18 protein-coding genes are annotated in these 21,888 nt (G+C 69.7%); 7 read left to right on the forward strand and 11 right to left on the reverse strand.

Features of this window, described 5'->3' with window-relative positions; translation table 11 throughout:
* Positions 1-184: 184 nt before the first annotated feature.
* The 3 genes from OG194_RS01325 to OG194_RS01335 all read left to right on the forward strand — a co-directional run bounded on the left by OG194_RS01325 (position 185) and on the right by OG194_RS01335 (position 3,479).
* The gene (locus tag OG194_RS01325) at positions 185-736 is read left to right on the forward strand and encodes an HdeD family acid-resistance protein (RefSeq protein ID WP_327398920.1); all 552 of its coding nucleotides are present in this window, start codon (positions 185-187) and stop codon (positions 734-736) included.
* Between the two features lie 226 nt (positions 737-962).
* Entirely contained in the window at positions 963-1,841 is an 879-nt protein-coding gene (locus OG194_RS01330) for an LLM class F420-dependent oxidoreductase (RefSeq protein WP_327398921.1), read from the forward strand.
* A 96-nt stretch (positions 1,842-1,937) separates the two neighbouring features.
* Positions 1,938-3,479: a GMC family oxidoreductase gene (locus OG194_RS01335; RefSeq protein ID WP_327398922.1), complete on the forward strand. Its 1,542-nt coding sequence runs from the start codon at positions 1,938-1,940 to the stop codon at positions 3,477-3,479.
* A gap of 93 nt (positions 3,480-3,572) precedes the next feature.
* Here the strand turns inward: OG194_RS01335 and OG194_RS01340 are convergent, their stop codons facing one another.
* The 3 genes from OG194_RS01340 to OG194_RS01350 all read right to left on the reverse strand — a co-directional run bounded on the left by OG194_RS01340 (position 3,573) and on the right by OG194_RS01350 (position 5,477).
* Positions 3,573-4,028: a MarR family winged helix-turn-helix transcriptional regulator gene (locus OG194_RS01340; RefSeq protein ID WP_327398923.1), complete on the reverse strand. Its 456-nt coding sequence runs from the start codon at positions 4,026-4,028 to the stop codon at positions 3,573-3,575.
* A 98-nt stretch (positions 4,029-4,126) separates the two neighbouring features.
* A complete protein-coding gene (locus tag OG194_RS01345; RefSeq protein WP_327398924.1) occupies positions 4,127-4,918 on the reverse strand; it encodes an acetoacetate decarboxylase family protein in 792 nt (263 codons plus the stop codon).
* 73 nt (positions 4,919-4,991) lie between these two features.
* Positions 4,992-5,477, reverse strand: coding sequence for a MarR family winged helix-turn-helix transcriptional regulator (locus OG194_RS01350; RefSeq protein WP_327398925.1), 486 nt, complete (start codon positions 5,475-5,477; stop codon positions 4,992-4,994).
* Positions 5,478-5,622: 145 nt separating this feature from the next.
* Here OG194_RS01350 and wrbA point away from each other — a divergent pair, with 145 nt between their 5' ends.
* Complete coding sequence (wrbA, locus tag OG194_RS01355) at positions 5,623-6,225, forward strand: NAD(P)H:quinone oxidoreductase (protein ID WP_019056796.1); 603 nt, start codon at positions 5,623-5,625, stop codon at positions 6,223-6,225.
* 54 nt (positions 6,226-6,279) lie between these two features.
* Here wrbA and OG194_RS01360 read toward each other — a convergent pair whose 3' ends face one another.
* Positions 6,280-6,684, reverse strand: a complete 405-nt coding sequence (locus OG194_RS01360; RefSeq protein ID WP_327398926.1) for a tautomerase family protein — start codon at positions 6,682-6,684, stop codon at positions 6,280-6,282.
* A 232-nt stretch (positions 6,685-6,916) separates the two neighbouring features.
* Here OG194_RS01360 and OG194_RS01365 point away from each other — a divergent pair, with 232 nt between their 5' ends.
* The gene (locus tag OG194_RS01365) at positions 6,917-8,161 is read left to right on the forward strand and encodes a cytochrome P450 family protein (protein WP_327398927.1); all 1,245 of its coding nucleotides are present in this window, start codon (positions 6,917-6,919) and stop codon (positions 8,159-8,161) included.
* Positions 8,162-8,167: 6 nt separating this feature from the next.
* On the opposite strand, the gene OG194_RS01370 is transcribed toward OG194_RS01365, so the two are convergent.
* From OG194_RS01370 to OG194_RS01390, 5 genes are all read right to left on the reverse strand, one after another.
* Complete coding sequence (locus OG194_RS01370) at positions 8,168-10,351, reverse strand: alpha-galactosidase (RefSeq protein WP_327398928.1); 2,184 nt, start codon at positions 10,349-10,351, stop codon at positions 8,168-8,170.
* A gap of 77 nt (positions 10,352-10,428) precedes the next feature.
* Positions 10,429-11,778: an ABC transporter substrate-binding protein gene (locus OG194_RS01375; protein ID WP_327398929.1), complete on the reverse strand. Its 1,350-nt coding sequence runs from the start codon at positions 11,776-11,778 to the stop codon at positions 10,429-10,431.
* Positions 11,779-11,812: 34 nt separating this feature from the next.
* Positions 11,813-12,751: a carbohydrate ABC transporter permease gene (locus tag OG194_RS01380; RefSeq protein WP_327398930.1), complete on the reverse strand. Its 939-nt coding sequence runs from the start codon at positions 12,749-12,751 to the stop codon at positions 11,813-11,815.
* Between the two features lie 14 nt (positions 12,752-12,765).
* Positions 12,766-13,779 carry a carbohydrate ABC transporter permease gene (locus tag OG194_RS01385; protein WP_327398931.1) on the reverse strand — a complete coding sequence of 338 codons (1,014 nt, stop codon included), beginning with the start codon at positions 13,777-13,779 and terminating at the stop codon, positions 12,766-12,768.
* A gap of 52 nt (positions 13,780-13,831) precedes the next feature.
* Complete coding sequence (locus tag OG194_RS01390) at positions 13,832-15,922, reverse strand: fibronectin type III domain-containing protein (RefSeq protein ID WP_327398932.1); 2,091 nt, start codon at positions 15,920-15,922, stop codon at positions 13,832-13,834.
* A 369-nt stretch (positions 15,923-16,291) separates the two neighbouring features.
* Here OG194_RS01390 and OG194_RS01395 point away from each other — a divergent pair, with 369 nt between their 5' ends.
* On the forward strand, positions 16,292-17,443 hold the full coding sequence (locus tag OG194_RS01395) for an ROK family transcriptional regulator (RefSeq protein ID WP_327398933.1): 1,152 nt from the start codon (positions 16,292-16,294) through the stop codon (positions 17,441-17,443).
* Between the two features lie 52 nt (positions 17,444-17,495).
* Positions 17,496-19,826, forward strand: a complete 2,331-nt coding sequence (locus OG194_RS01400; protein WP_327398934.1) for a glycoside hydrolase family 95 protein — start codon at positions 17,496-17,498, stop codon at positions 19,824-19,826.
* A 21-nt stretch (positions 19,827-19,847) separates the two neighbouring features.
* On the opposite strand, the gene OG194_RS01405 is transcribed toward OG194_RS01400, so the two are convergent.
* Both OG194_RS01405 and OG194_RS01410 read right to left on the reverse strand, forming a co-directional pair.
* Positions 19,848-20,606 (reverse strand): SDR family NAD(P)-dependent oxidoreductase, encoded by a 759-nt coding sequence (locus OG194_RS01405; RefSeq protein WP_327398935.1) that lies wholly within the window; start codon positions 20,604-20,606, stop codon positions 19,848-19,850.
* A gap of 33 nt (positions 20,607-20,639) precedes the next feature.
* Positions 20,640-21,842 (reverse strand): mandelate racemase/muconate lactonizing enzyme family protein, encoded by a 1,203-nt coding sequence (locus OG194_RS01410; RefSeq protein ID WP_327398936.1) that lies wholly within the window; start codon positions 21,840-21,842, stop codon positions 20,640-20,642.
* Positions 21,843-21,888: the final 46 nt, after the last annotated feature.

The raw sequence follows: 21,888 nt of genomic DNA on the forward strand, positions 1-21,888 counted from the left end.
CCCAACTCGCCCCGCGCATCGGTCAGATGGCTGCACGGGTTTCTGCGACGACGGTAAGGGAGTAAGGAAGTAGCGGATGCAGTCGTATGACAGATCGCGCCGGGGAGGCGCGACTCTAGCCTTCCTGGCGAACCCCGGCCTCGGGCGAAGAACGAGGCGACACCCTCGTATGTGGAAGGTGACCATGTTCACTTCACCCAACGTGCTCCTCTGGCGCGGTCTGCTGGCCGTCGCCCTCGGCGCGGTCTCCGTCGCCTGGCCCGGCATCACCATCAACGCCTTCGTCATCCTCTTCGCCGTGTACGCGTTCCTGACCGCGGCGACGGACAGCGCCCGCGCCTTCGCGAGCGACCGGGTGGGGCCGGTCTTCGGCTGGCTGCTGCTCGCCGGGCTCTCGCTGGCGGGCGGCATCGTCGCGCTGGCCTGGCCCGGCATCACGGCGCTCGCGCTCACGATCTGGATCGCCGCGTGGGCACTGACCACCGGCGCCATGGAGATAGCCCTGGCCTTCCAGCGCGACGAGACGGCGGGCGAGCGCACCCTGTACCTCCTGACCGGCGCGGTGTCGCTCGTCTTCGCGTTCTCCCTGTTCGTCCGCCCGGACATCGGCGCGGTCTCCCTCGCCACGGTCTTCGGCCTGTTCAGCCTCGTCTACGGCGTCTCGGCGGTCTTCGCCTCGTTCGAGGAGCGGCGCCGCCAGCACAAGGCGAGCCAACGCGAACCGGTCCGCGCCTGAGCCTCCGGCGACGGCCAGCCGCGTGGCGCCGACCGGCCAGCCCGGTGGAAACGGCGCCACGCGGTACCCGGCGGGAAGGGATCGATCGCCCTGCGCGGTCCCTTCCCTTCCGCCACTTTCCCTTCGGCCCCTTCCTTCTGTCCATTTCCTTGCTTGACAAAGCATATATCTCGCCCGGCATACTCGACGGTGATCGATCCAGCGGTTCGCACGACGGAAGGCCCGCATGAACCTCGGCATCGCCATCGCGGATTTCACCCGGCCCGGCGGCCCGGCCGGCATCGCCCGCCACGTGGGCCAACTCGCCCGCTCGGCGGAGGAGTTCGGCTTCACCCGTATCGCCGTCATGGATCACCTCTTCCAGATCGGCATCGTGGGCGCCTCCGAGCGGGAGATGCTGGAGGCGTACACCACGCTGGGCTACCTGGCCGCGTCCACCGAACGCGCCGAACTCCTCGCCCTGGTCACCTCGGTCGGCTACCGCGAGCCCGGCCTGCTGGCCAAGATGGTCACCACCCTCGACGTCCTCTCCGAGGGCCGAGCCGCGCTGGGCATCGGCGTCGGCGCCGGCTTCAACCTCGCCGAGGCGCGTGGCCTCGGTCTGCCCTTCCCGCCGGTCGCGGAGCGGTTCGAGCGATTGGAGGAGACACTGCGCATCTGTCTCCAGATGTGGAGCGAGGACGAGAAACCCTTCGAGGGCCGGTACTACCGACTGGAGCGCACCCTCAACTCCCCCACCTCCGTGCGGCGTCCACACCCGCCGATCCTGATCGGCGGCTCCGGCGAGCGGAAGACACTCCGGCTCGTCGCGGAGTACGCGGACGCCTGCAACCTCTTCCACGGACCCGACCTCCAGCACAAACTCGACGTCCTCCGCAGGCACTGCGACGACGTCGGGCGCGACTACGACGAGATCGAGAAGACGGTCCTGCTCCCGCTCGACCCCGGCCCGCGCGGCGAGAACGTCCACGCCCTGCTCACGGAGTTGCGCCGGCTGGACCGCCTCGGCTTCGACCACGTCATCGGACCGATCCGGGGAGCCGATCAGTCGGCCGCGCTGCGGCTGTTGGGCGAGCGGGTCGTACCGGAAGTCCTGAACGCCTGACCACCTGAACAGCCGGCCGTCGCGCGCCGGAGTCACCACACATACGGCGCGCATTTTAATTGCTTGAGAAAGCACATAGATATGAGGAGAAGTCCCATGAGCACCACGAGCGAACAGCCCAGCCACGGAGCCGACGATGCCGTGGACGTCGTGATCGTCGGCGGAGGTTCCGCCGGTGCCGTACTCGCCGCGAGGCTCAGTGCGGATCCGCGGCGCACGGTCCTGTTGATCGAGGCGGGCCCGGACTACCCCCAAGACCGCGTCCCCGAGGGCCTGTTGACCCCGCATGTCCTGGCCGACCCGGACCACGACTGGGGCTACACCGCACGCGCCACGGACCTCGCCCCGAGCATTCCCGCGCCGCGCGGCCGGACCATGGGCGGCAGTTCGGCGGTGAACGCGGGGGTGGCGATCCGGGCGCGCGCGGCGGACTTCGCGGCCTGGGGCGAGCGGTACGGGATCAAGGGCTGGTCGTACGACGAAGTCCTGCCGACGTTCCGGGAGATGGAGAACACGCCCACGGGGGACGACACTTACCACGGCCGCACCGGACCCTTCCCTGTCCGGCAGTGGACGTACGACCAACTCACGTCCTCACTCAAGGCGTTCGTGGACGGCGCGGCGGGTCTGGGGTTCCGGCGGAACGACGATTTCAACGGCGCCCGGCAGGACGGCACCGGCGGCTACCCGGTGAACATCGTCGACGGGGTGCGCCAGAACTCCGCGCTGGTGTACCTGACACCACAGGTGCGGAGCCGCCCCAACCTGACGGTGCTGAGTGACGTCACGGTCGACCGGGTGATCGTCGAGGACGGTGTGGCGCGGGGTGTCGTGAGCGCCTCGGGGTCGGTCTTCCGGGCGGGTGAAGTGGTGCTCTCCGCGGGGAGTTACGGCAGCCCGGCCATCCTGCTGCGGTCCGGTGTCGGTCCGGCCGAGGATCTGCGGGCGCTCGGTATCGACGTGGTCGCCGATCTCCCGGTCGGCCGCCGGTTGCAGGATCACCCCTTCTTCCACGCGCTGTTCGCCCTCTCGCCCGAGCACCAGACCCTGACGTCGGCCTTCGCGGCACATCTCTGGCTGGCCTCGCCCGAGGCGCGGGCCGGCGAGTTGGACCTCGGCATCGTCGCGACCCACCTCCCGGACGGCTCCTTCAGCCCGACCGGCGGGGCGATCCTCCTGGCCACGGCCGTGACCCGCCCCGAGTCGCGCGGTTCGGTGAGGCTGGCCAGCCGCGATCCCCTCGACGCCCCGGTGATCGACAACAACTACCTGGCGACACCGAGGGACCGCAGCCGCATGCTGGAGGGCGTGCGGCTCGTACGGCGGCTGGCGAGCGCTTCGCCGTTCGCGGGTGCGGTGGCGGCCGAGCTCGTTCCGGGTGAACCGGTGGGCGACGGCGACGAGTTGGAGGCGGCGATCGCGGCCGGGATCTCGACCTACGGCCATCCGACCTCGACCGCGCCGATGGGCGGGCCCGGGGACGAGTGGGCCGTCGTCGACGAGTCGGGGGCGGTGCTCGGGCTGACCGGGTTGCGGGTGGTCGACGCCTCGATCATGCCCGAGGTCCCGTCGACCGTGACCAACGCGACGACCATCATGATCGCGGAGCACATCTCCCGGCGCGTGTACGGGAGTTGACGCCGCCCGGCGTCGCGTCACGCGGAAGGTCCCGGACACGAGGAGTGTGTCCGGGACCTTCTGTGTTCAGTACGGTGACGCCTTCGCCCGGCCTCAGTCGAACTTCCCGACCACCGTCTCGAACTGCCGCACCATGGCCGACAGCGACCGGCCGTCGAGATGGTCCATCACGCGCTTGCGGGCACTCGCGAGGTGTATCGGATAGGCCGCCTGAAGCCGCTTCAGCCCTTCCGGGGTGAGGGTCGCGACATTCCCGCGCGCGTCTCCCTCGTAGCGCCGCTTCACGACCTGGCCGCGGCTCTGCAACGCGTCCACGACACGGGTGATCCGGCTCGCCGACAGCGCGGTGGCCGCCGCGAGATCCGCCATACGAAGTTCCTGGTTCTCGGCCTCGGACAGACTCATCAGGACGACGTACTCGGTGAGCGTCAGCCCCGTGGCCCGCAGCAGATCGTCGTCCAGCGAACGCGGCAACGCGACGATGACCCGCATCAGGGCACGCCAGAAACGCTCCTCCTGTGCGGTCAGGGATTCCTCGGCGGCGGTCATCCGTGCAGATTAGCGTGCTCAAGCAAAGAACCTCAAGCGAGGAACCCCGGGGCCACGGCATGCCCGCGGGCGCCGCCCGTCCCTCCGCATGCGTCCCGCTATCCGCCCAGCCGGCGTACGTCGGTCACGCTGTACGACATCGAGGCGCGGAACCCGGCGCCGGTGCGCACGGGAGCGAGGTCCGCCAGTTCCTCGCCGCGGGCCGCGAACAGGGTGATGTCGCCGGTGCCGGTCCAGACGTCGGCGAGTCGGCGGTCGTCGAACTCGGCCATCACCAGCTCGTGCACGGCGGGCTTGTCGTGCTCCCCGGCGGCCAGGCTCGGGAAGTGCCGGAGGTTGACGGTGGGGCGTGCGAACAGCGCGGCCGGGTCGGGCGCCGGCTGCTGGAGCGTGACCGTGGCCTCCGCGAGGGTGTGCCCGGCCGCCGACAGGGAGGCGCCGAACCGGCCACCCGCGGCGAGGGTCGGCGACGCGCTGCCGGGTGCCGCGAAGACGCGGGTCTGGTGGACCGAGCCCAGCTTCTTCGGGAAGCCCTGCACCCAGCCCCGGGCCAGGGCAAGGTCGTTGTCGACGTAGATGTACGGGCACCACGACACGGGCTCGCCCTGCCAGTGGGCGTCCACCAGCACCATGAACTCGCGGTACTGGCTGCGCACCGGGTCGAGGTACTCGTCGTGCCCGGCGGAGAACTGCCAGTCGACGAACAGCGCCACCGCGCGCCCGTCGGAGTCCGGGTCCGGCGTCAGCCCCTCGGGGAGTGTCGCCTCGGCGGCGGCCGGGTCGGTCCAGAACTCCACGCCGACGATGTCGCCGGCGTAGTGCCACGGTGGGGCCGAGGCGAGGTTCGCCTCTCCGCGCGGTGACAGCGGGTAGGTGTAGCCCTGGAGCATGGGGTGCCTCCTCAGCAGAAGGTCGATCCGGAACGGCACCATGTTTCGCCACGGCACCCCGTCCCGGCTTGGGTCATGTGACTGCATCTCCGTACACGGAAGTCGCCTCGCGGCACTCGGCCACCGCCTCCAGCTCCCCGGCCAGCTCCTGCACCAGCACGGGATCGAGCTGGTCCAGGACACGTCGGCGCGCACTGGAGAGATGGGCCGGATAGGCGCCCAGCAGCCGTTGCCGACCGGCTTCCGTGAGGACGGCCACGCTCCCCCGGGCGTCCGTCGGGTGCGGCTGTTTGACGACCAGGCCCTGCCCCCGGAGCGTCTCCACGACCCGGCTGACCCGGCTCGCGGACAGGGCCGTGGCGGTGGCCAGCCCGGTCATGCGCATACGGTCACCGTCCGCCTCGGAGAGCTGCATCAGCACGATGTACTGGCTGAGCGACAGGCCCGTGGACCGCAGCAGATCCTCGTCGAGCGCCCGGGGCAGCGCCACGAGCAGTCTCTGGAGGGAGCGCCAGAGGCGGTCCTCCGCGCTGGTCAGCGGTTCTGGTGCGGGGGCCATTCCCTTTCCCTCCCTCCCGAGGCTGCAAGAACACTCAAGCACCACCAAGCATAACCACTACTTGCTTGACAAAGCATTTTTAGGCGGGTGAAGATACTTGCCAACGCAAGCTTCTGTACCGCCAGTACCGCGAGAGGAACTCCCCATGTCCCCCAAGATCGCAGTCATCTACTACTCGTCGACCGGCACCGTGCACGAGTTGGCGGAGTCCGTGGCCGAGGGTGCCCGCAAGGAGGGTGCGGAGGTACGACTCCTGCGCGTGTCCGAGCTCGCCCCCGAGGAGGCCATCGCCGCCAACGACGCGTGGTCGGCGCATGCCGCGGCCACCAAGGACATCCCGGTGGCGACCGGCGCCGACATCGAGTGGGCCGACGCCGTGATCTTCGGCAGCCCGACCCGGTTCGGCAACATCGCCAGCCAGCTGAAGCAGTTCATCGACACACTCGGCGGGCTGTGGGCGCAGGGCAAGCTGGCCGACAAGATCTACAGCGGCTTCACGGCCACCGCCACAGCCCACGGCGGCCAGGAGTCCACGCTGCTCGCCCTCTACAACTCCGTCCACCACTTCGGCGGCATCATCGTCACCCCGGGCTACACCGACCCGGTCAAGTTCGCCGACGGCAACCCGTACGGCACCAGTCACGTCAACGGCCAGGGAGCGATCCCGGTCGACGACACGGCCCGGGCCGCCGCCGTGTACCAGGGCAAGCGCGTGGCCGCGGTCACCGCACGGTTCAAGGACGCGTAGAGGGCGGGTAGCCGGGCGCCGGCTCAGGGGCTTCACGGCCCGTATCCACGCCGCTCAGGCTTCGCCCCGGTGCGCCAGCCACTCCTTCTCCTCGCCCGGTTCGGGCAACACCTGACCGCCTTCCACGGCGGACCGGGCCGGGCTGTCCTGGATCACCACCATGACGTGGTTCTCCTCGACTCCGGTGACGCGTACGGCCGCCGCGGACAACTCCAGCGCCAGTCGCGTCGTGCTCTCCTGCGGATGCCCGCGCCGCGCCCAGCCCGTGATGATCAGGGGTGTCCCCGGTACCCCGCCGGCGAAGACGTTCTCCGAGGGCGGCTCGGTGAAGATCACGTTGACGTAGGCCGGTGGCACATGGTTGACCGCCGCGTGGATCCGGGTGATCTCGGCCGCCAGCGACGCCTTCGACTCATGCGTCAGGGTTCCCTGCGCAGCGGTGCAGGTGTAGACGGGCATGTCGGCTCCTCACGGATCGGGACGCGTCCAACGGGTGACACCGGCGTCACGGTCCCTCCCGCCGTGCAGTCGTGGCTTCCGTCATCCGACGGAAGCCACGACTGCAACCGCCAACCAGCTTGCTGTCCACGGCAGTTGCTCCTCCTCCGACGGACCCCAGCTCGCCTTGACACACCCTCCCCGCGAGGCAATGCTTGCCGACGAAAGCAATAACTTCGGGTGGGAGACCGCGATGACCACAAGCACCCCGGACGCCAAGGGCGGCTCGCTGCGGGCGGTACTGGAAGGCGCCGCGTTCCAGGCGGATCCGCACGCGGTGCTACGGCAGTTGACGGACTCCGGAGCCGCCCACCGCTGCGAACCGGACGGTGCGCCCCCGCAGTTGCTGATCACGGGATACGACGCGGCACGCCAAGTGCTCACCGATCCCCGCGTGTCCAAGCGGAGCGAACGCGCGGGGCTGGAGCCGGGCTGGCTGATGAGCGGTGTCCGGGACGAGGTCGGGATCGACTACATGCTGACCGTGGACCCGCCCGACCACACCCGCCTCCGCAAACTGGTGACACGCGCGTTCACCCCGCAGCAGATCGAGTCCCTACGGCCCCGCACGCGGGAGCTCGCGGGCCGGTTCGCGGACGACGTACTCGCGCTGGAGACACCGGAGTTGGTCGACGGCTTCGCCGCCCGCGTCCCGATCGCCGTGATCTGCGAACTGCTCGGCGTACCGCTGGACGACTGGGACAGGTTCCGCTGGGCCTCGGAGCAGATCGTGTCCCCGGTCGCCGGCGGTGACCGGGAGGAGGCGTACGTCTGGATGAGCGGGTATCTGGCGGAGCTGATCGCGGCCAAGCGCGCCGACCCCGGCGAGGACCTGCTGAGCGCGCTGGCCAACGACACCGTCGACGACCGGCTCACCGACCCGGAGTTGGTCGGTATGGCCTTCCTCCTTCTGATCGCCGGGTACGAGACGACCGCCAACCTCATCGGTGCCGTGCTCCTCGGACTCGCCCAACAGCCGGACCTGCTCAAGGCGTTGCGGGCCGATCCCTCTCTCGTGCCTGCGGCGGTTGAGGAGTTCCTCCGTCTGGAGGGGCCGGTGCTCACGGCGACCGAGCGTTTCGCCACCGAGGACATGCGGGTGGGCGAAGCGCAGGTGCGCCGGGGCGACATGCTGCTGGTGTCCCTCGCCGCCGCCGACCGGGACCCGGCCCGTTTCGAGGAGCCGGACTCCTTCCGCCTCGGACGCCCGGCCGGCCATGTCGCCTTCGGACACGGCGTCCACCACTGCCTGGGGGCGCCGTTGGCCAGAATGGAGGCCACGGTCGCGATCACCGCCATGCTGGAGCGCGTCGCGAGTCTCGAACTGGTCGTGGACGCGGCCGACTTGGAGTGGGCGCCGGGGCTCCTGATGCGCGGGGTGCGGCGGCTTCCCGTGTCGGTCGTGCTCGCCGGGAACTCCGACTCGGGCTTGTGCTGAGCGACTTCAGTCCTGGCGGCGGACCTCGATGAGGAGTGCCTGCTCGGGGTTGAGGGTGGGCATGGGCAGGCCCGCGGTGGCCAGCACCGAGCCGGGCAGGGTCAGCCAGTCCTCCTGCGCGGCCGTCAACCACGCGGGCGATGCGATCTGGTGGAAGGAGGGCGGGCCGAGTTCGGCGCGCACCCGGAGTTGATAGCGGGCGTCGACGCTCAGACCAGGAAAACGCGTCCGCCCGGACTGCCCCTCGGGCGAAGTGGCCAGCCTCGCCCAGGAGTACAGCGCCCGTGAGCCGTCGTAGGCCACGACTCCATGCAGTATCCGGGCCTCGTCCTCCAGATCGGCACGCACCGTACGACCGCTGTGCAGCAGCGGCCGTAGTTCCCGGTACAGGGCGGTCCAGGCGGTCAGCCTGGTCAGCCCCTCCTCCGAGCACTCGGTGAGGTCCTGCTCGATGCCCGCGTGGCCGAAGAGGGCGGTGATCAGGCGGAACGTGTCGGAGGTGACGCGTCCGGTGGTGTGGCTGCGCGCGGCGCCCACGTGGGTGCCGACGAGTTCGGGTGGGAGGAGTTGGACGGTCCAGCTCTGGATCGACTGGCGTTCCACGGGGTCGTTGCAGTCCGAGGGCCACACCCGGTCGGTGCGGTCGAGTACGCCCAGGTCGACCCGGCCGCCGCCGCTCGCGCAGCTCTCGATCTCCAGGCCCGGGTGCCGTTGCTTGACCGCGTCCAACAGCCGGTACAGCGCCTCGACCTGAGCGTGGCCCGCGGGCCGGTCGCCCAACGCGTGTACGGCTTCGTGGAGTTCGCGGTTGTGGTCCCATTTGAGGTAGGCGATGTCGTAGCTTCCGACGAGCGCGTCCAGTGACTTCAATAGGTAGTCGAAGACCTCGGGCCGGGAGAGGTCGAGGACGTGCTGATGGCGGGCGGTCGGGCCGAGGCCCGCGGCGGGACCGAGGATCCAGTCGGGGTGGGTGCGGGCGAGGTGGGAGTCGAGGTTGACCATCTCGGGCTCCACCCAGAGGCCGAAGTCCATGCCCAGCGACCGGACATGGTCGGCGAGCGGGCTGAGTCCGTCGGGCCAGACGGTCGGGTCGGCGAGCCAGTCGCCGAGGCCCGCGGTGTCGGCGCGGCGCCCGCTGAACCAGCCGTCGTCGAGGACGAACCGTTCGACACCCACTGCGGCGGCCCGCTCGGCCAGGGCGCGCAAGCGGTCGAGGTCGTGGTCGAAGTAGACGCCTTCCCAGCTGTTGAGGACGAGGGGCCGGGGGCCGCGCGGGTGTCGGGGGCGTGCGCGCAGGTGGCGGTGGAAGCGGTCGGCGATGCCGTCCAGGCCGTTCGGCGACCAGGCGAAGTGGCAGCGGGGAGTGCGGTAGGTGTCGCCGGGTGCCAGGCGGATCTCGCCCGCCCGGAGGAGTTCGCCACCGCCGAGCGCGGACGCGTGGACGCCTGCGCCTTCCGGGAGTTGCTCGACGAGGTAGCGCTGGTCGCCGCTCCAGGCCACGTGGACGGCCCACACCTCACCGGCGCCGAATCCGAAGCCGGGTACGCCCACCGTCAGGAGGTGCGGCGAGTCGACGCCGGGTTTTCCCCGTCGTACGTCACGCACATGGGCGCCGTGGTGCAGCGGGTGGCGTTGCGGGGAGCGTTCCCGGCTCCACTTTCCGGTGAAGTCGAGGATCTCGGTGGCTCGGCGCGGCAGGGGCAGCAAAGTCAGGGCGCCGGCGAGGTCGTAGGGCGTCGAATCGGCGTTGTCCGCGCGGGAGATGACGGCGTCGGCGGTGAGGATGCCGTGGGCGTCCAGGGTGTAGGTGAGGGTGATGTCGAGTGCCGACGCCTCGTCGGTGAGGTGGAGTTCGAGTACGCCGCCGCCTTCGGGGCCCGTGCGGTGGGTGGCGCCGGTGAGGGTGGGGCGGGGTGCGGTGGCGGTGCCTGCCCGGTGGCCGTGGTGGGCGGGGGTGCCGGACCAGCCGTCGGCCTCGGTGGGCCAGACGGTGAAGCGGCGTGGGATGTCGGGGGCGTTGTTGAGGATCGCGGGTTCGGCGGTCAGGCTCAGGGCGGTCAGGTCGTCGGGGGTGAGGTCGCCCAGGTCGGCTCCCCAGTGCAGGACTCGGGGCACCGGTTCGGTGAGTTCCACGGCGAGGCAGGTGCCGGCCGCGCGCAGGCTGACGATGCGCGAGGGGGTCGCGGGCATGCAGTCTCTTTTCGGGGAGGGCGGCGGGACGCGCCGTAGGGGACGCGTCCGGCCGCGGGGCGCCGAGGGGGCGGCTGTTACTTCTGGGTGAGGATGGTCTTGGTCTTGGCCTGCATGTCGGCGAAGACGCTGTCGTTCTTCTGGCCGCCGAAGTAGCCCTCGATCAGCGGCTCGATCGCGTCCTGCAGGGCCGCGCCGTTGCGGAAGTCCGGAGACGGGTAGAGCTCCTTGTTCTTGAGCATGTCGGTGAAGACCGAGAGGTCGACGCCCTGTGCCTTGAGGGCCTTGGCGGAGGCGTCCATCGAGGCGGGGATGGACGGGAAGAAGGTGCCGGTCGCCGACGCCTTGGTCTGGCAGGCCTCGGAGCCCATGTAGGAGACCCACTTCCAGGCCAGGTCGGGGTTCTTCGTGCCGGCCCAGATGGTGTTGCCGTTGGAGTTGCTGAAGACGGCACGGGTCTTGTTGTCGGGGCCCAGGACCGTGGGGGCGATGCCGACCTTGACGGTGGGGATCTTGGCGTAGGTGGACGCCGTCCACGATCCGCCGGTCTCCATCGCGACCTTGCCCGAGGAGAGCAGATCGACGTCGGAGACGGTGTTGGTGAACGTGCCGATCTTGGGTGCGTAGCCCTTCGCGACCAGGGTGCGGATCCAGTCCATGGTCTTCACCAGGCGCGGGTCGTTGTAGTTCAACTGGGTCGGCCAGTTGGCCTTGTTGCCGAGTCGCCAGCCCGTCGTGGAGACGAAGGAGCTCCAGGTGGACTGGCCCAGGAAGTCCTTGGCGGCCAGTTGCCCGAAGCCGTAGGTCTTGATGTTCGCCTTGTCGAAGCCCGGCTGGTCACCGCGACGGCCCTTGGTGTCGAGGGTCAGATGGGCGATCATCTTGCCGATCGTGCCGCCGTTGTCGGGGTTCCAGTTCAGGCTCTGGACGTCCTTGGTGGTGTAGCCGGCCTTGGTGAGCATGTCGGTGTTGTAGTAGAGGCCCGTGGCGGCCCAGTCCAGGGGCAGGCCGTACTGGTGGCCGTCGGTGTACTTCCACGAGTCGACGCCGACGGAGAACCTCGACAGGTCGAACTTGTCCTTCTTGATGTAGTCGTCCAGCGGCAGGAGTTGGTGCTGGTCGGCGTACTGCGGGAAGAACTGGACGCTGTTCTGGAACGCGTCGGGAGCCTTGCCGGCCACGAAGCCGGCGGTGAGCTTGGTGAAGTAGTCCACGACGTTGTACTGGGTGATCTTCACCGTGACGCCCGGGTTGGCCTTCTCGAAGTCCGTGGCGCAGACCTTGTAGGCGGCGGCCTGCTTGTCGTCCCAGGTCCACCAGTTCAGGGTCGAAGAGCCTGAACCGCTACCGGAGTTGGAGGAGCAGGCGGACACGAGGGCCGTCAGGGTGAGCGCGGCTCCGAGTGCCACGGCCTTGCGAACTCTCATGGTTCCTTCTTTCACTGGTCACTTGAGGCACTGGTCACTTGAGGCCGGAGAAGCCGATGGAGTTGACGATGCGTTTGCCGAAGGCGAGGAAGAGCAGCAGCATCGGCAGCGCTGCGATGAGGGCGGCGGCCATCAACCCGGCCCAGTCGGGGGCGGCTTGGGGCGAGGACTGCTTGAAGACGCCGAGGGCGAGGGTGAGGGGTTGGACGCTCTGGTCGTCGGCGATCAGCAGCGGCCAGAAGTAGTCGTTCCAGGCGTTGACGAACATCAGCAGCGAGACGGTCGCGATCGGCGCGGACGTCATCGGCAGGATGATCCGGAAGAAGATCCGCAGCGGGCCGGCGCCGTCGATGATGGCGGCTTCCTCGACCTCGGTGCTCAGGCCGAGCATGAACTGCCGCAGGAAGAACAGCGCGAAGGCCTGGAACAGCCCGCCGGGGAGGATGAGCCCCGCGAAGGTGTTGATGAGCCCGAGATCCTTGGCCAGGACGAAGTTGGGCAGCAGCGTGAACACGCTGGGCACCATCAGGGCGCTGATCAGGATGTTGAACACCAGGTCGCGGCCACGCCAGTGCAGCCGGGAGAACGCGTAGGCGGCGGCTGCCGAGAGCAAGACAATCAGCGCTGTCTGCACGGACGCGTAGATCAGCGAGTTGCGGAGGTAGATCGCGATGTCGAGGGTGGCGCCGGAGCCGCCCTGGGCCTGTGCCTCGGCGGTGGAGGCGATGCCGAGGACACGTTCGAAGGCACCCCAGGTGAAGCCCACCGGAAGGGGCGAGGAGGGGTTGGTCGCGAGTTGGTAGTTGTTCGAGAGCGCGGTGCGCAGGATCCAGTAGAACGGGAAGAGGGTGACGAGGACGATGGCGCCGAGGTAGGTCCAGGCGACGGCCCTGCCGGGTGAGAACCTGCGGGCGGTATTCCGGGTCGGGCGGCGCGGGACGGCCGCCGGGCCGGGTGCGACGGTGACAGCCATGCGGGCGGCCTCCTTCAGTTCAGGTCGGATTCGCCTGCGCGGGCGAGCCGCAGCTGGGTGAAGGTGACCGCGATGAGCAGGGCGAACAGGGCCAGCGACATGGTGGCGGCGTAGCCGAAGTCGAACTGGCGGAAGGCCTTGCGGTAGATGTACATCTGGAGCACGTTCGAGGCGTTCGCCGGGCCGCCTTCGGTGGTGACCTGCACGATGTCGAACACCTGGAAGGAGTTGATCACCGTCAGGACGACCACCATGACGAGGATCGGCCGCAGCAGGGGCACCGTGAGCCGCCGGAACATCTGCGCCTCGCTCGCGCCGTCGACCCGGCCGGCCTCGTAGATGGTGGCCGGGATGGTCTGGAGGCCGGCGAAGATCAGCAGGGCGTAGTAGCCCATCCACTTCCAGACGCTGATCGCGGCGAGGGAGGGGATCGCCCATCCCCCGCTGCCGAAGAACAGGACGGAGTGACCGGTCAGGTGTTTCAGGGCGATGTTGACGATGCCGAGGGTCGGGTCGAGCATCCACTGCCACACCAGGGCCGCGATGACGTTGGAGATCAGGAACGGCAGCAGGATCACTCCGCGCAGGACCGACGACCGGGTCACCCGGTGCAGCACGACCGCGGTCACGAGCGAGATCGCCGTGCCGAAGACGACGGACAGCAGGACGAAGTAGACGGTGACGAGGAGCGAGTGCCAGAAGACGTCGTCCCCGAACAGCTCCCGGAAGTTGGCCAGTCCCACCCAGTTCGGCGGGCTCAGGACGTGGAAGTCGGTGAAGCTGAGGTAGATGCCGCGCAGGGTCGGATAGGCGTAGAAGACCGCGAATCCGACCACGGCGGGCAGGATGAGCAGCAGGGCTACCGGCAGGTCCCGGCGTCGCGCCGCCGCCGACCTCGTGGCGGTGGCGCGCCGTGCTTTCCTGGTCGGGCCCCTGCCCGGTGAGGTGACCGTGGTGGCCACCGCGCCCGGCTCACCGGACCGCGGTTTCACCGGCGTCGCGTGGTTGCCCTGTGATGTGACCACCACAGCACCCTCCTTCGTGCGTTGCGTGTCCAACTGGTGGAGCGTCGGGCGTGGTTCAGACGGTGATCTTGTCGATGTCGGGTGCGTAGTCGGTGGCGTTGCCGAAGCGGAGCGTGTTGTCCCCGGCCTTCAGCGGCACCGGGACGGTGAGCGACTGCGGGGTGCCCCAGTTGTTGTCGTTGGTGCCGGGCACCGGGATCTGGAGTGTGGTGTCGCCAACGGACAGGTTGATGACGCGACTTGAGTCGCCGTCCACGTAGTCCAGCTTCAGCAGGTACGTGCCGTCCTTCGGGGCGCTGACGTGGTTGACGGCCACCTCACCACCGCCGAGGTTGCCGACCTTCTGTCCACCGGAGCAGCCGTCGCAGCCCGCGACGGTGGCGTTGCCGGTGAGGGTGTTGCCGGAAGCCTCGGCCTCGTAGGCGGTGGGTCCGCCGGACGCGGGCGTGGTGACCCCAACTGCCCTGCTGGGGGCCGATGTTCGACCCTTGGCGTCACGGGCTACGACGGTGAAGGTGTGGGCGTCGGCCGCGCTCAGACCGGTGACGGTGGCCGTGGTGCCGGTGCTGGTGGTCACCGGCCGGCCGTCGGCGTAGACGGTGTAGCGGGTGACCGGCGAGGTGCCGGTGTTCACCTTGTCCCAGGCCAGCGAGACGCTGGTCGCGGTGGCGGCGGTGCCGTGGACGCCCAGCGGAGCACCGGGGTTGGCGCCCTGCCGGCTCGGCGTGAAGGTGAAGAGCCGCGAGCCGTGTGCCGGCAGGTTCTCCGTCAGGTGCCCGGAGACGCGGCCGAGGTTCTTGTGCTGCCACAGGTCGCGGACCGAGGCCGTTCCGCTGATGCCCAGGTCGGCGAAGTCCGCGGTGACATCGGCGGCCTCGGAGCCCAGGTTGAACAGCGCGACGGTGTAACTGCCGTCGGGATTACGGGCGTACCAGGTCTGCTGGTTCGTGGTCTGGCTGACGGGCCGTGCCGGATGACCGGCCTGGTCCACGGCGATGACCTCGTCGTTGGTGAGCAACTTCAGCCCGTACGCGTCGAGTTTGGTGAGGTCGTCACCCGAGTAGAGAGGCGCCGACTCGATGGCCCACAGGGTCGTGTAGCTCTGTCGCTCCGCCTCGGTGAGGCCGTCCATCGCGCCGACCCCGACGTTCAGGGAGTCGAGGTTGTTCCAGTGCCCGGGTCCCGCGTCGTCGATCCACTGCACGACGTCGTTCCAGCGCACCTTCAGGGAGTTGTCCCACGTCACCAGCGTGTCGCAATAGCACTCGACGTCGGTGTCGATCCGCCAGCCGTTGGAGTTGGCCTTCCAGGTCGCCGCCTGGGTGTGACTCAGTGACCAGGACAGCGTCAACTGGACGGGGCGGCCGGTCTGTTGGAGCGCCGTGTGCCAGGCCTTCACGTCCGGGGTGTTGTCGTGGTCCGCGTCTCCCTGCCACGAGCCCGGGCCCACCCCGTCGACCTTCAGGAAGTCCACGCCCCAGCCCGCGAGTTGGTCGGCGAGGGAGTCGATGTACTTCTGTGCGCAGGGGTCGGCGAAGTCCATCTTGTACGCGGAGTTCCACCCGTTGGTCTTGCGCAGGTCGGGATAGACGATGTCCGAGGTGGTGCAGCCGGGAGCGTTGTGGATCGCGGTCGTCCCGTCGCCGTACGCGGCGGGGTCGAGGCCGACGGCCAGGTACAGCCCGAACTTGAGGCCCTTGTGGTGAAGGTAGTCGCCCAGGGACTTCATGCCGTGCGGGAAGGTGGCCGGGTTCGCCGTCGGCCGGGCGTACTCGTCGAACCCCTTGGCCCACCCGGCGTCCACGTTGATGTACTCGTAGCCATGGGACTTGAGCTTCGAGGCGACCACGTCGGCCTGCTGCTCGACGTGTGCCTCGGTGAGCCAGTTCACCCCGCCGTAGCCGGGATAGCTGGTGGCCTCCAGGCTCCAACTGCTCCAGCCCATATACGGCTTGGCGGCCAGGAGGGCCTGCTGCCGGCCGGCGCTCGACGGGGTCGGGGAAGCCTCCGACACCGACGCGGCGGCCGGTGCCGCGAGCGACACCACGAGCGCGGCGGCGGCGAGGACGGGCAGGCGACGCAGCCGCCCACCACCCGCACGAAGTCTGTGTCGTACGAATACCGCGGGTCCTGCTGGACGAGCCATGTGTTTACTCCATCTCGGCGCGAAAAGGCACGGCGGGGCCCTGGGAAGCTCCGGAAAGTGCCCCTGCGCGGTCAGCCGCATGGGGAATGGGTGAGTGGGCGTTCGGTTCCGCCCTGGTAGCCGTACGACGACGGCCGGTCGGGGAGGAAACCGGCCGCCACCTGCGTCGGTGGACGTCCCATCCACCTGTCCTGAGGTGCCGCGAATGTAGCCAGGCTTTTCTTCCAGCGTCAACATATTGAGCCGCGCGAATCATCGGTATTCGTGGAAAGAATGAAGCCGGAATCAGGCGATGAGCACGGAAGAAGGACGCCGATCAATGCGTTCCTTCTTCTATCTTCTTTTCCAATGGAAATGTATGGTCGCCGCATGACGCTCGCCGATCAGCCACCCGCGGCCTCTCTGCTCTTCCAGACCCTCCTCGCCCACGGCCCGCTCACCCGCGCCGAGATCGGGCGCCGTACCGGTCTGTCGCCCGGCGCGGTCACGAAGGTCGCCACTCCCCTGCTGACCGACGGCTGGATCAACGAGCTGGGCCGCTCGACCGAGCGCACCCAGGGCCGGCCGGCCACCCTCATCGCGGTGCGGGGCGAGCGCGCCCGCTTCGTGGGCGTGAAGATCACCGGTGACGAACTCATCGGCACGCTCACCGACTTGACCGCAAGACCTCTGGCCTCCGCGCGGGCCGTCCTCGGCTCGCGGGACGTCGGTACCGTCGTCCTGGCCGTCGCCCGGCTCGTCGACCAGTTGAACGCGAAGGCGGCGCCGTACACACCGGGCGCGCTCCACGGCATCGGCGTCACGATCTCCGGGGACGTCGACGGCCACACGGGGACCGTCCAGTACTCCCCCTTCCTGAACTGGCGCCGCGTGCCGCTCGCCCAACTCGTGGAGTCCGCAACGAACTTGCCGACCGTCATCGAGAACGACGTCCGCGCCCTGACCGTCGCGGAACAGTGGTTCGGCGTCGGGGTCGGACTGTCGTCCTTCGCCCTGGTCACCGTCGGCGCGGGCATCGGCTGCGGCATCTCCATCGGCGGCCGGGTCGTCTCCGGCGCGCACGGTGTCTCGGGGGAGGTCGGTCACCTTCCCGTGGGGGGCACCGACCGGGTGTGCACCTGCGGCAACACCGGCTGTGTCGAGGCCGTCGCCTCCACCCAGGCCATCACGGATCAGGCGCGCCAGGCGACGGGCGACCCGACCCTGACGATGGACGGCGCGGTCCGCCTCGCCCATGCCGGAAACGCCGATGTCCGCGCGGTCTTCGCCCGGGCGGGCCACGCCCTGGGCCTGGCCCTGGCGTCCGTGGCCAACCTCATCGGCCCGGAACGCATCATCATCTCCGGTGAGGGCGTGGCCACTTACGACCTCTACGAGGACCAGATCCGCACCACCTTCGCCGCCCGGGCCTTCGGCGCCGCGGCCGACTGCGACCTCGTCGTCAGGCCCCTCCCCTTCGAGGAATGGGCCCGCGGAGGTGCCGCCGTAGCCGCACAGCACGTCTTCGCTCCCACCAAGTAGCCGACGCCCACCGCGCGTTGCCCTCTCTCACACCGTCCCGAAAGCACACGCCATGCTGAAAGCTCTCCCCGACCAGAGCCTCCGTGATGTCCGCGTCCCACCCGGAACACTCCGCTACGACCGCCCCGCCACCCGCTGGTTCGAAGCCCTCCCCATCGGCAACGGCCGGCTGGGCGGCATGGTCTACGGCGGCACCGACCGCGAACGAATCCAGCTCTCCGAGTCGACCGCGTGGTCGGGCGGCCCCGCCACCACAGACCTGAACCCGACCGCCCGGCAGCAGGTCCCCCGCATCCGCGAACTCCTCTTCGCCGGAAACCATGCCGAGGCGCAGCGGCTCGCCGCCGAGCATCTCCCGGGCAGCGCAGCGTCGTTCGGGACCAATCTGCCCCTGCCCGAAGCGCAACTCGCCTTCCCTGGCGGGGGTCCGGCCCAGGACTACCGGCGGACGCTGGACCTGGACACGGGCCTCGTCACGGTCACCTACGTGCAGGACGAAGTCCGCTTCACCCGCGAGGTGTTCGCCACCAACCCGCATGGACTGATCGCGATCCGCCTCACCGCGGATCGCCCCGGGTCGCTCACCTTCGACCTCTCGATCCGGGACGGCGTACTCCCCGGCAACACCACCGCCGCCGACTCGTCCGTCACCTTCAACGGCCACGCCTACGAGAGCCTGCACAGCGACGGACAGCAGGGTGTCGCCCTGGAGATCCGCGCCCACCTCGAAGCCGAGGGCGGCACCGTGCGCCGCGCGGGAGACACGCTTCGCCTGGAAGGCGCCGACAGCGCGGTCGTCTACATCGTCGTAGGAACCGACTGGGCGGGAGCGGACCCCCGAGCGCGCGCGGAGTCGCTGCTGTCCGCAGGTCTGGAGGCCGGTCACGAGTCGGTCCGGGCGGCGCACATCGCCGACCATCGGGCGCTGATGCGGCGGGTGTCCCTGGATCTCGGTTCGGCTCCGCCCGAACTCACCGCTCTGCCCACCGATACCCGTCGCGAGCGGCTCGCTTCCGGGAAGGCCGACGACGAACTCATAGCGCTCTACTTCCAGTTCGGCCGCTACCTGACGATGGCCGGCTCCCGCGCCGACTCCCCTCTGCCGCTCGCCTTGCAGGGGCTGTGGAACGACGGCCTGGCGAGCAGCGCGCCCTGGACGAACGACTTCCATCTGGACATCAACACCCAACAGAACTACTGGGCCGCCGAGTCGACCAATCTGGCCGAGTGCCACGAGCCGCTGTTCGGGCTGTTGGAGCGTCTGGCGGACCAAGGCCGGGCGACCGCCCAGGAGTTGTACGGCGCGCCGGGCTGGGTCGCGCACACGGTGACCAACGCGTGGGGGTACTCGGCACCCGGTTCGGGGATCGGCTGGGGCATGAACGTGACCGGTGGGGCCTGGCTCGCGCTCCAGTTGTGGGAGCACTTCGAGTACGGCCGGGACGAGACGTTCCTCCGGGAGCGCGCGTATCCGGTCCTGCGCGGGGCCGCGGAGTTCCTCCTCGGCTACGCGGTCGAGGAGCCGGAGCGGGGCCTGCTCGTCACGGGGCCGTCGGAGTCGCCGGAGAACTGGTATCTCGCGCCCGACGGCAGCCGGTGCTCGGTGTCCATGGGGGCCACCGCGGACCGGGTGTTCATGGAGGCCGTGCTGCGGATCTGCGCGGAGAGTGCCGAACTGCTCTGTGTCGACGCCGAGTTGAGGACCAGGATCGCCGCCGCGCGCCGTCGGCTGCCGCCGTTGCGGATCGGGCGGCACGGGCAGGTGCAGGAGTGGCTGCACGACCACGAGGAGGCCGAGCCGAGCCATCGGCACACCTCGCATCTCAGCGCGCTGTTCCCGGAGCGCCAGATCACCCCGCGCGACACACCGGATCTCGCGCGCGCCGCCGAGGTCACGATCGAGCGCAGGCAACAGGCCCCGGGCTGGGAGCAGACCGAGTGGGTCGAGGCCAACTTCACCGTCTACTACGCCCGTCTCCTCAACGGCGACACGGCTCTCAAGCACCTCACCAGCCTGATCGCGGACGCCAGCGAGGCGAACCTGATGTCGTTCTCCGCCGGTGGGGTGGCGGGCGCGGCGCAGAACATCTACTCCTTCGACGGCAACTCCGGCGGCACGGCGGGGGTGGCCGAGATGCTGCTCCAGTCCGACGGCCGGGATGTGGAACTCCTGCCCGCGCTGCCCGCCGACTGGCCCGACGGGAGCGTGTGCGGACTGCGCGCCCGGGGCGGTCTCACCGTGGACATCCATTGGCGCGACGGGGAGTTGGCCGTCGCTTCGATCCGGGCGTCACGGGCTGCGGACGTACGCGTGCGCTACGGCGCCGGTCTCCTCGAAGTCCGGCTCGCCGAGGGGGAGACGCTTGCCCTCGGTGCCGGCTGAGGGCAGGCGTCGGTGACCGCGTCACTGGGCGATCTGGCCGCCGTCGACGAGGAGGGTCTGTCCGGTCATGGCGGTCGCGTCGAGGGCGACGAACGTGACGGCGGCCGCGATCTCCTCGGCCTCCAGCAGGCGGCCCATCGGGATCTGGCCGATCCACTGCGTCATCCGCTGGGGGTCGTCCATCCCGACCGTGTCGAGGATGGGGGTGCGGGTCCGGCCCGGCGCGACGGCGTTGACCCGCACCCCGTACCGCGCCCACTCGACCGCGAGGGACCGCGCGAGCTGGGAGACGCCGGCTTTCGCGACGTCGTAGGCGACGTGGTACTCGGGGTTGGAGCCGATGAAGGCGGCGATGGAGGAGATGTTCACGATCGAACCGGACCCTTGGCGCACGAAGTGCCGGCCGAACTCGCGGCAGGCCATGAAGGTGCCGGTCAGGTCGACGTCGAGGACGCGGTGCCAGATCTCGTCCGTCACGTCGAGGGCGTCGTCCTCGTGGGCGATGCCCGCGTTGTTGACCAGGACGTCGACGCGGTCGAAGCGTCGTACGACCTCGCCCGCCACCCCTGCCACGGCCCGGGCGTCGGAGACGTCCAGGGGCAGGAACTCGCCGCCGACCTCCTTGGCGACGGCGGTGCCGGTCTCGGTGTTGCGGTCGGTGACGACGACCCGTACGCCTCGGGCGGCGAGGGCCACGGCGATGGCACGCCCGATGCCCTGGCCCGCGCCGGTGACGACGGCCACGCGTTCCTCGGTGTGCCTCAGGGGCGACTCGGTCATCTCGGTCCTTCCGTCGGTGGAGGGGCGGGGGTCTCAGAGGGTCCTGGCCGATCCCACTCCGGGGAGTTGCCATCGCATCCGCGCGGCCGGATCGATCGCGGTCGAGGCGCCCGGTCCGTGCGGACGCTCCATGAGCCCCTCGCGTACGACGCTGCGCTCGACGAAGGCCTCCTGCGTCCAGGGGATGAACTCGACGAGGGGCGGCACCTCCGAGAGGACGGTGCCGACGAGGTGCTGGTGCACCTGCATCATGTCGCCGGCGTGCGGAGCGAAGCGCAGGCCCCGTGCCGCCGCGTGCGCCGCGATCTGGAGGAACTCGGTGACGCCGCCGACCCGGGTGACGTCGGCCTGGACGACGCGGATGGCGTCGGCGGCCATGAAGGAGGCGAACTGGTGGTAGGAGTAGATGCTTTCGCCGGCCGCGACGTCCAGCCGGGTCGACGACTGGAGGCAGGCGTGGGCCTGGAGGTCGTCGGCGTGGACCGGTTCCTCGACCCAGTCCATGGCCGCCTCCTCCAGGACCGGCATGATCTGGTTCGCCGTCGACAGGTCCCAGCGTTGGTTGGCGTCGCACATCAGGGTCACGTCGTCGCCGAGCGCCCGCCGGACCGCGCGTACGCGCCGGGCGTCCTCGCGCCAGTCGGAGCGCCCCACCTTGATCTTCACCCGGGACCAGCCGTGGTCGACCAACGAGGTGAGGTCCCGGACCAGTTCGGAGTCGGTGAGGTTGAGCCAGCCGCCGTCGGTGTTGTACGCCTCGACGCTCTCCTGGGTGCCTCCGAGCAGCCGCCACAGGGGCATCCCGGCCCGCTGTGCGGCGAGGTCCCACAGGGCGATGTCGACCATGGCGAGCGCCATGTGGACGACGCCGGCCCGGCCGATCCAGTGCGTGGGCAGCCAGTACAGGCGTTTCCAGGTGCCCAGGATGTCCTCGGACGAGGTGTCCAGGAGGGCGTCGGCATAGTAGGAGAGGATCACGTCGGAGAGGAGTTCGGGAGCGCAGTGCACGCCGGAGATCCCCGTCCCGACCAGGCCGTCGGCGGTGCGGATCTCGACCACGGGTACCGTCCAGTGCGCCATGGCGGCCGTGGAGTCGGCGATGGGCCGCTTCAGGGGCACGGCGAGGGCGTAGGTCTCCACGGAGGTGATCACGGCACCGTCGTCGCCGCGCAGGAGGTCCGCTCCGTGCGCGGAGAGCAGCCCGCGGGCGGTGCCGAAAGAAGTCTGATCGGTCATTGTCCAAGTCGGCCATGGCCGCCGGAACTCGTCAACAGCGAAATAC

The sequence above is a fragment of the Streptomyces sp. NBC_01288 genome (assembly GCF_035982055.1).
Lineage (GTDB): Bacteria > Actinomycetota > Actinomycetes > Streptomycetales > Streptomycetaceae > Streptomyces.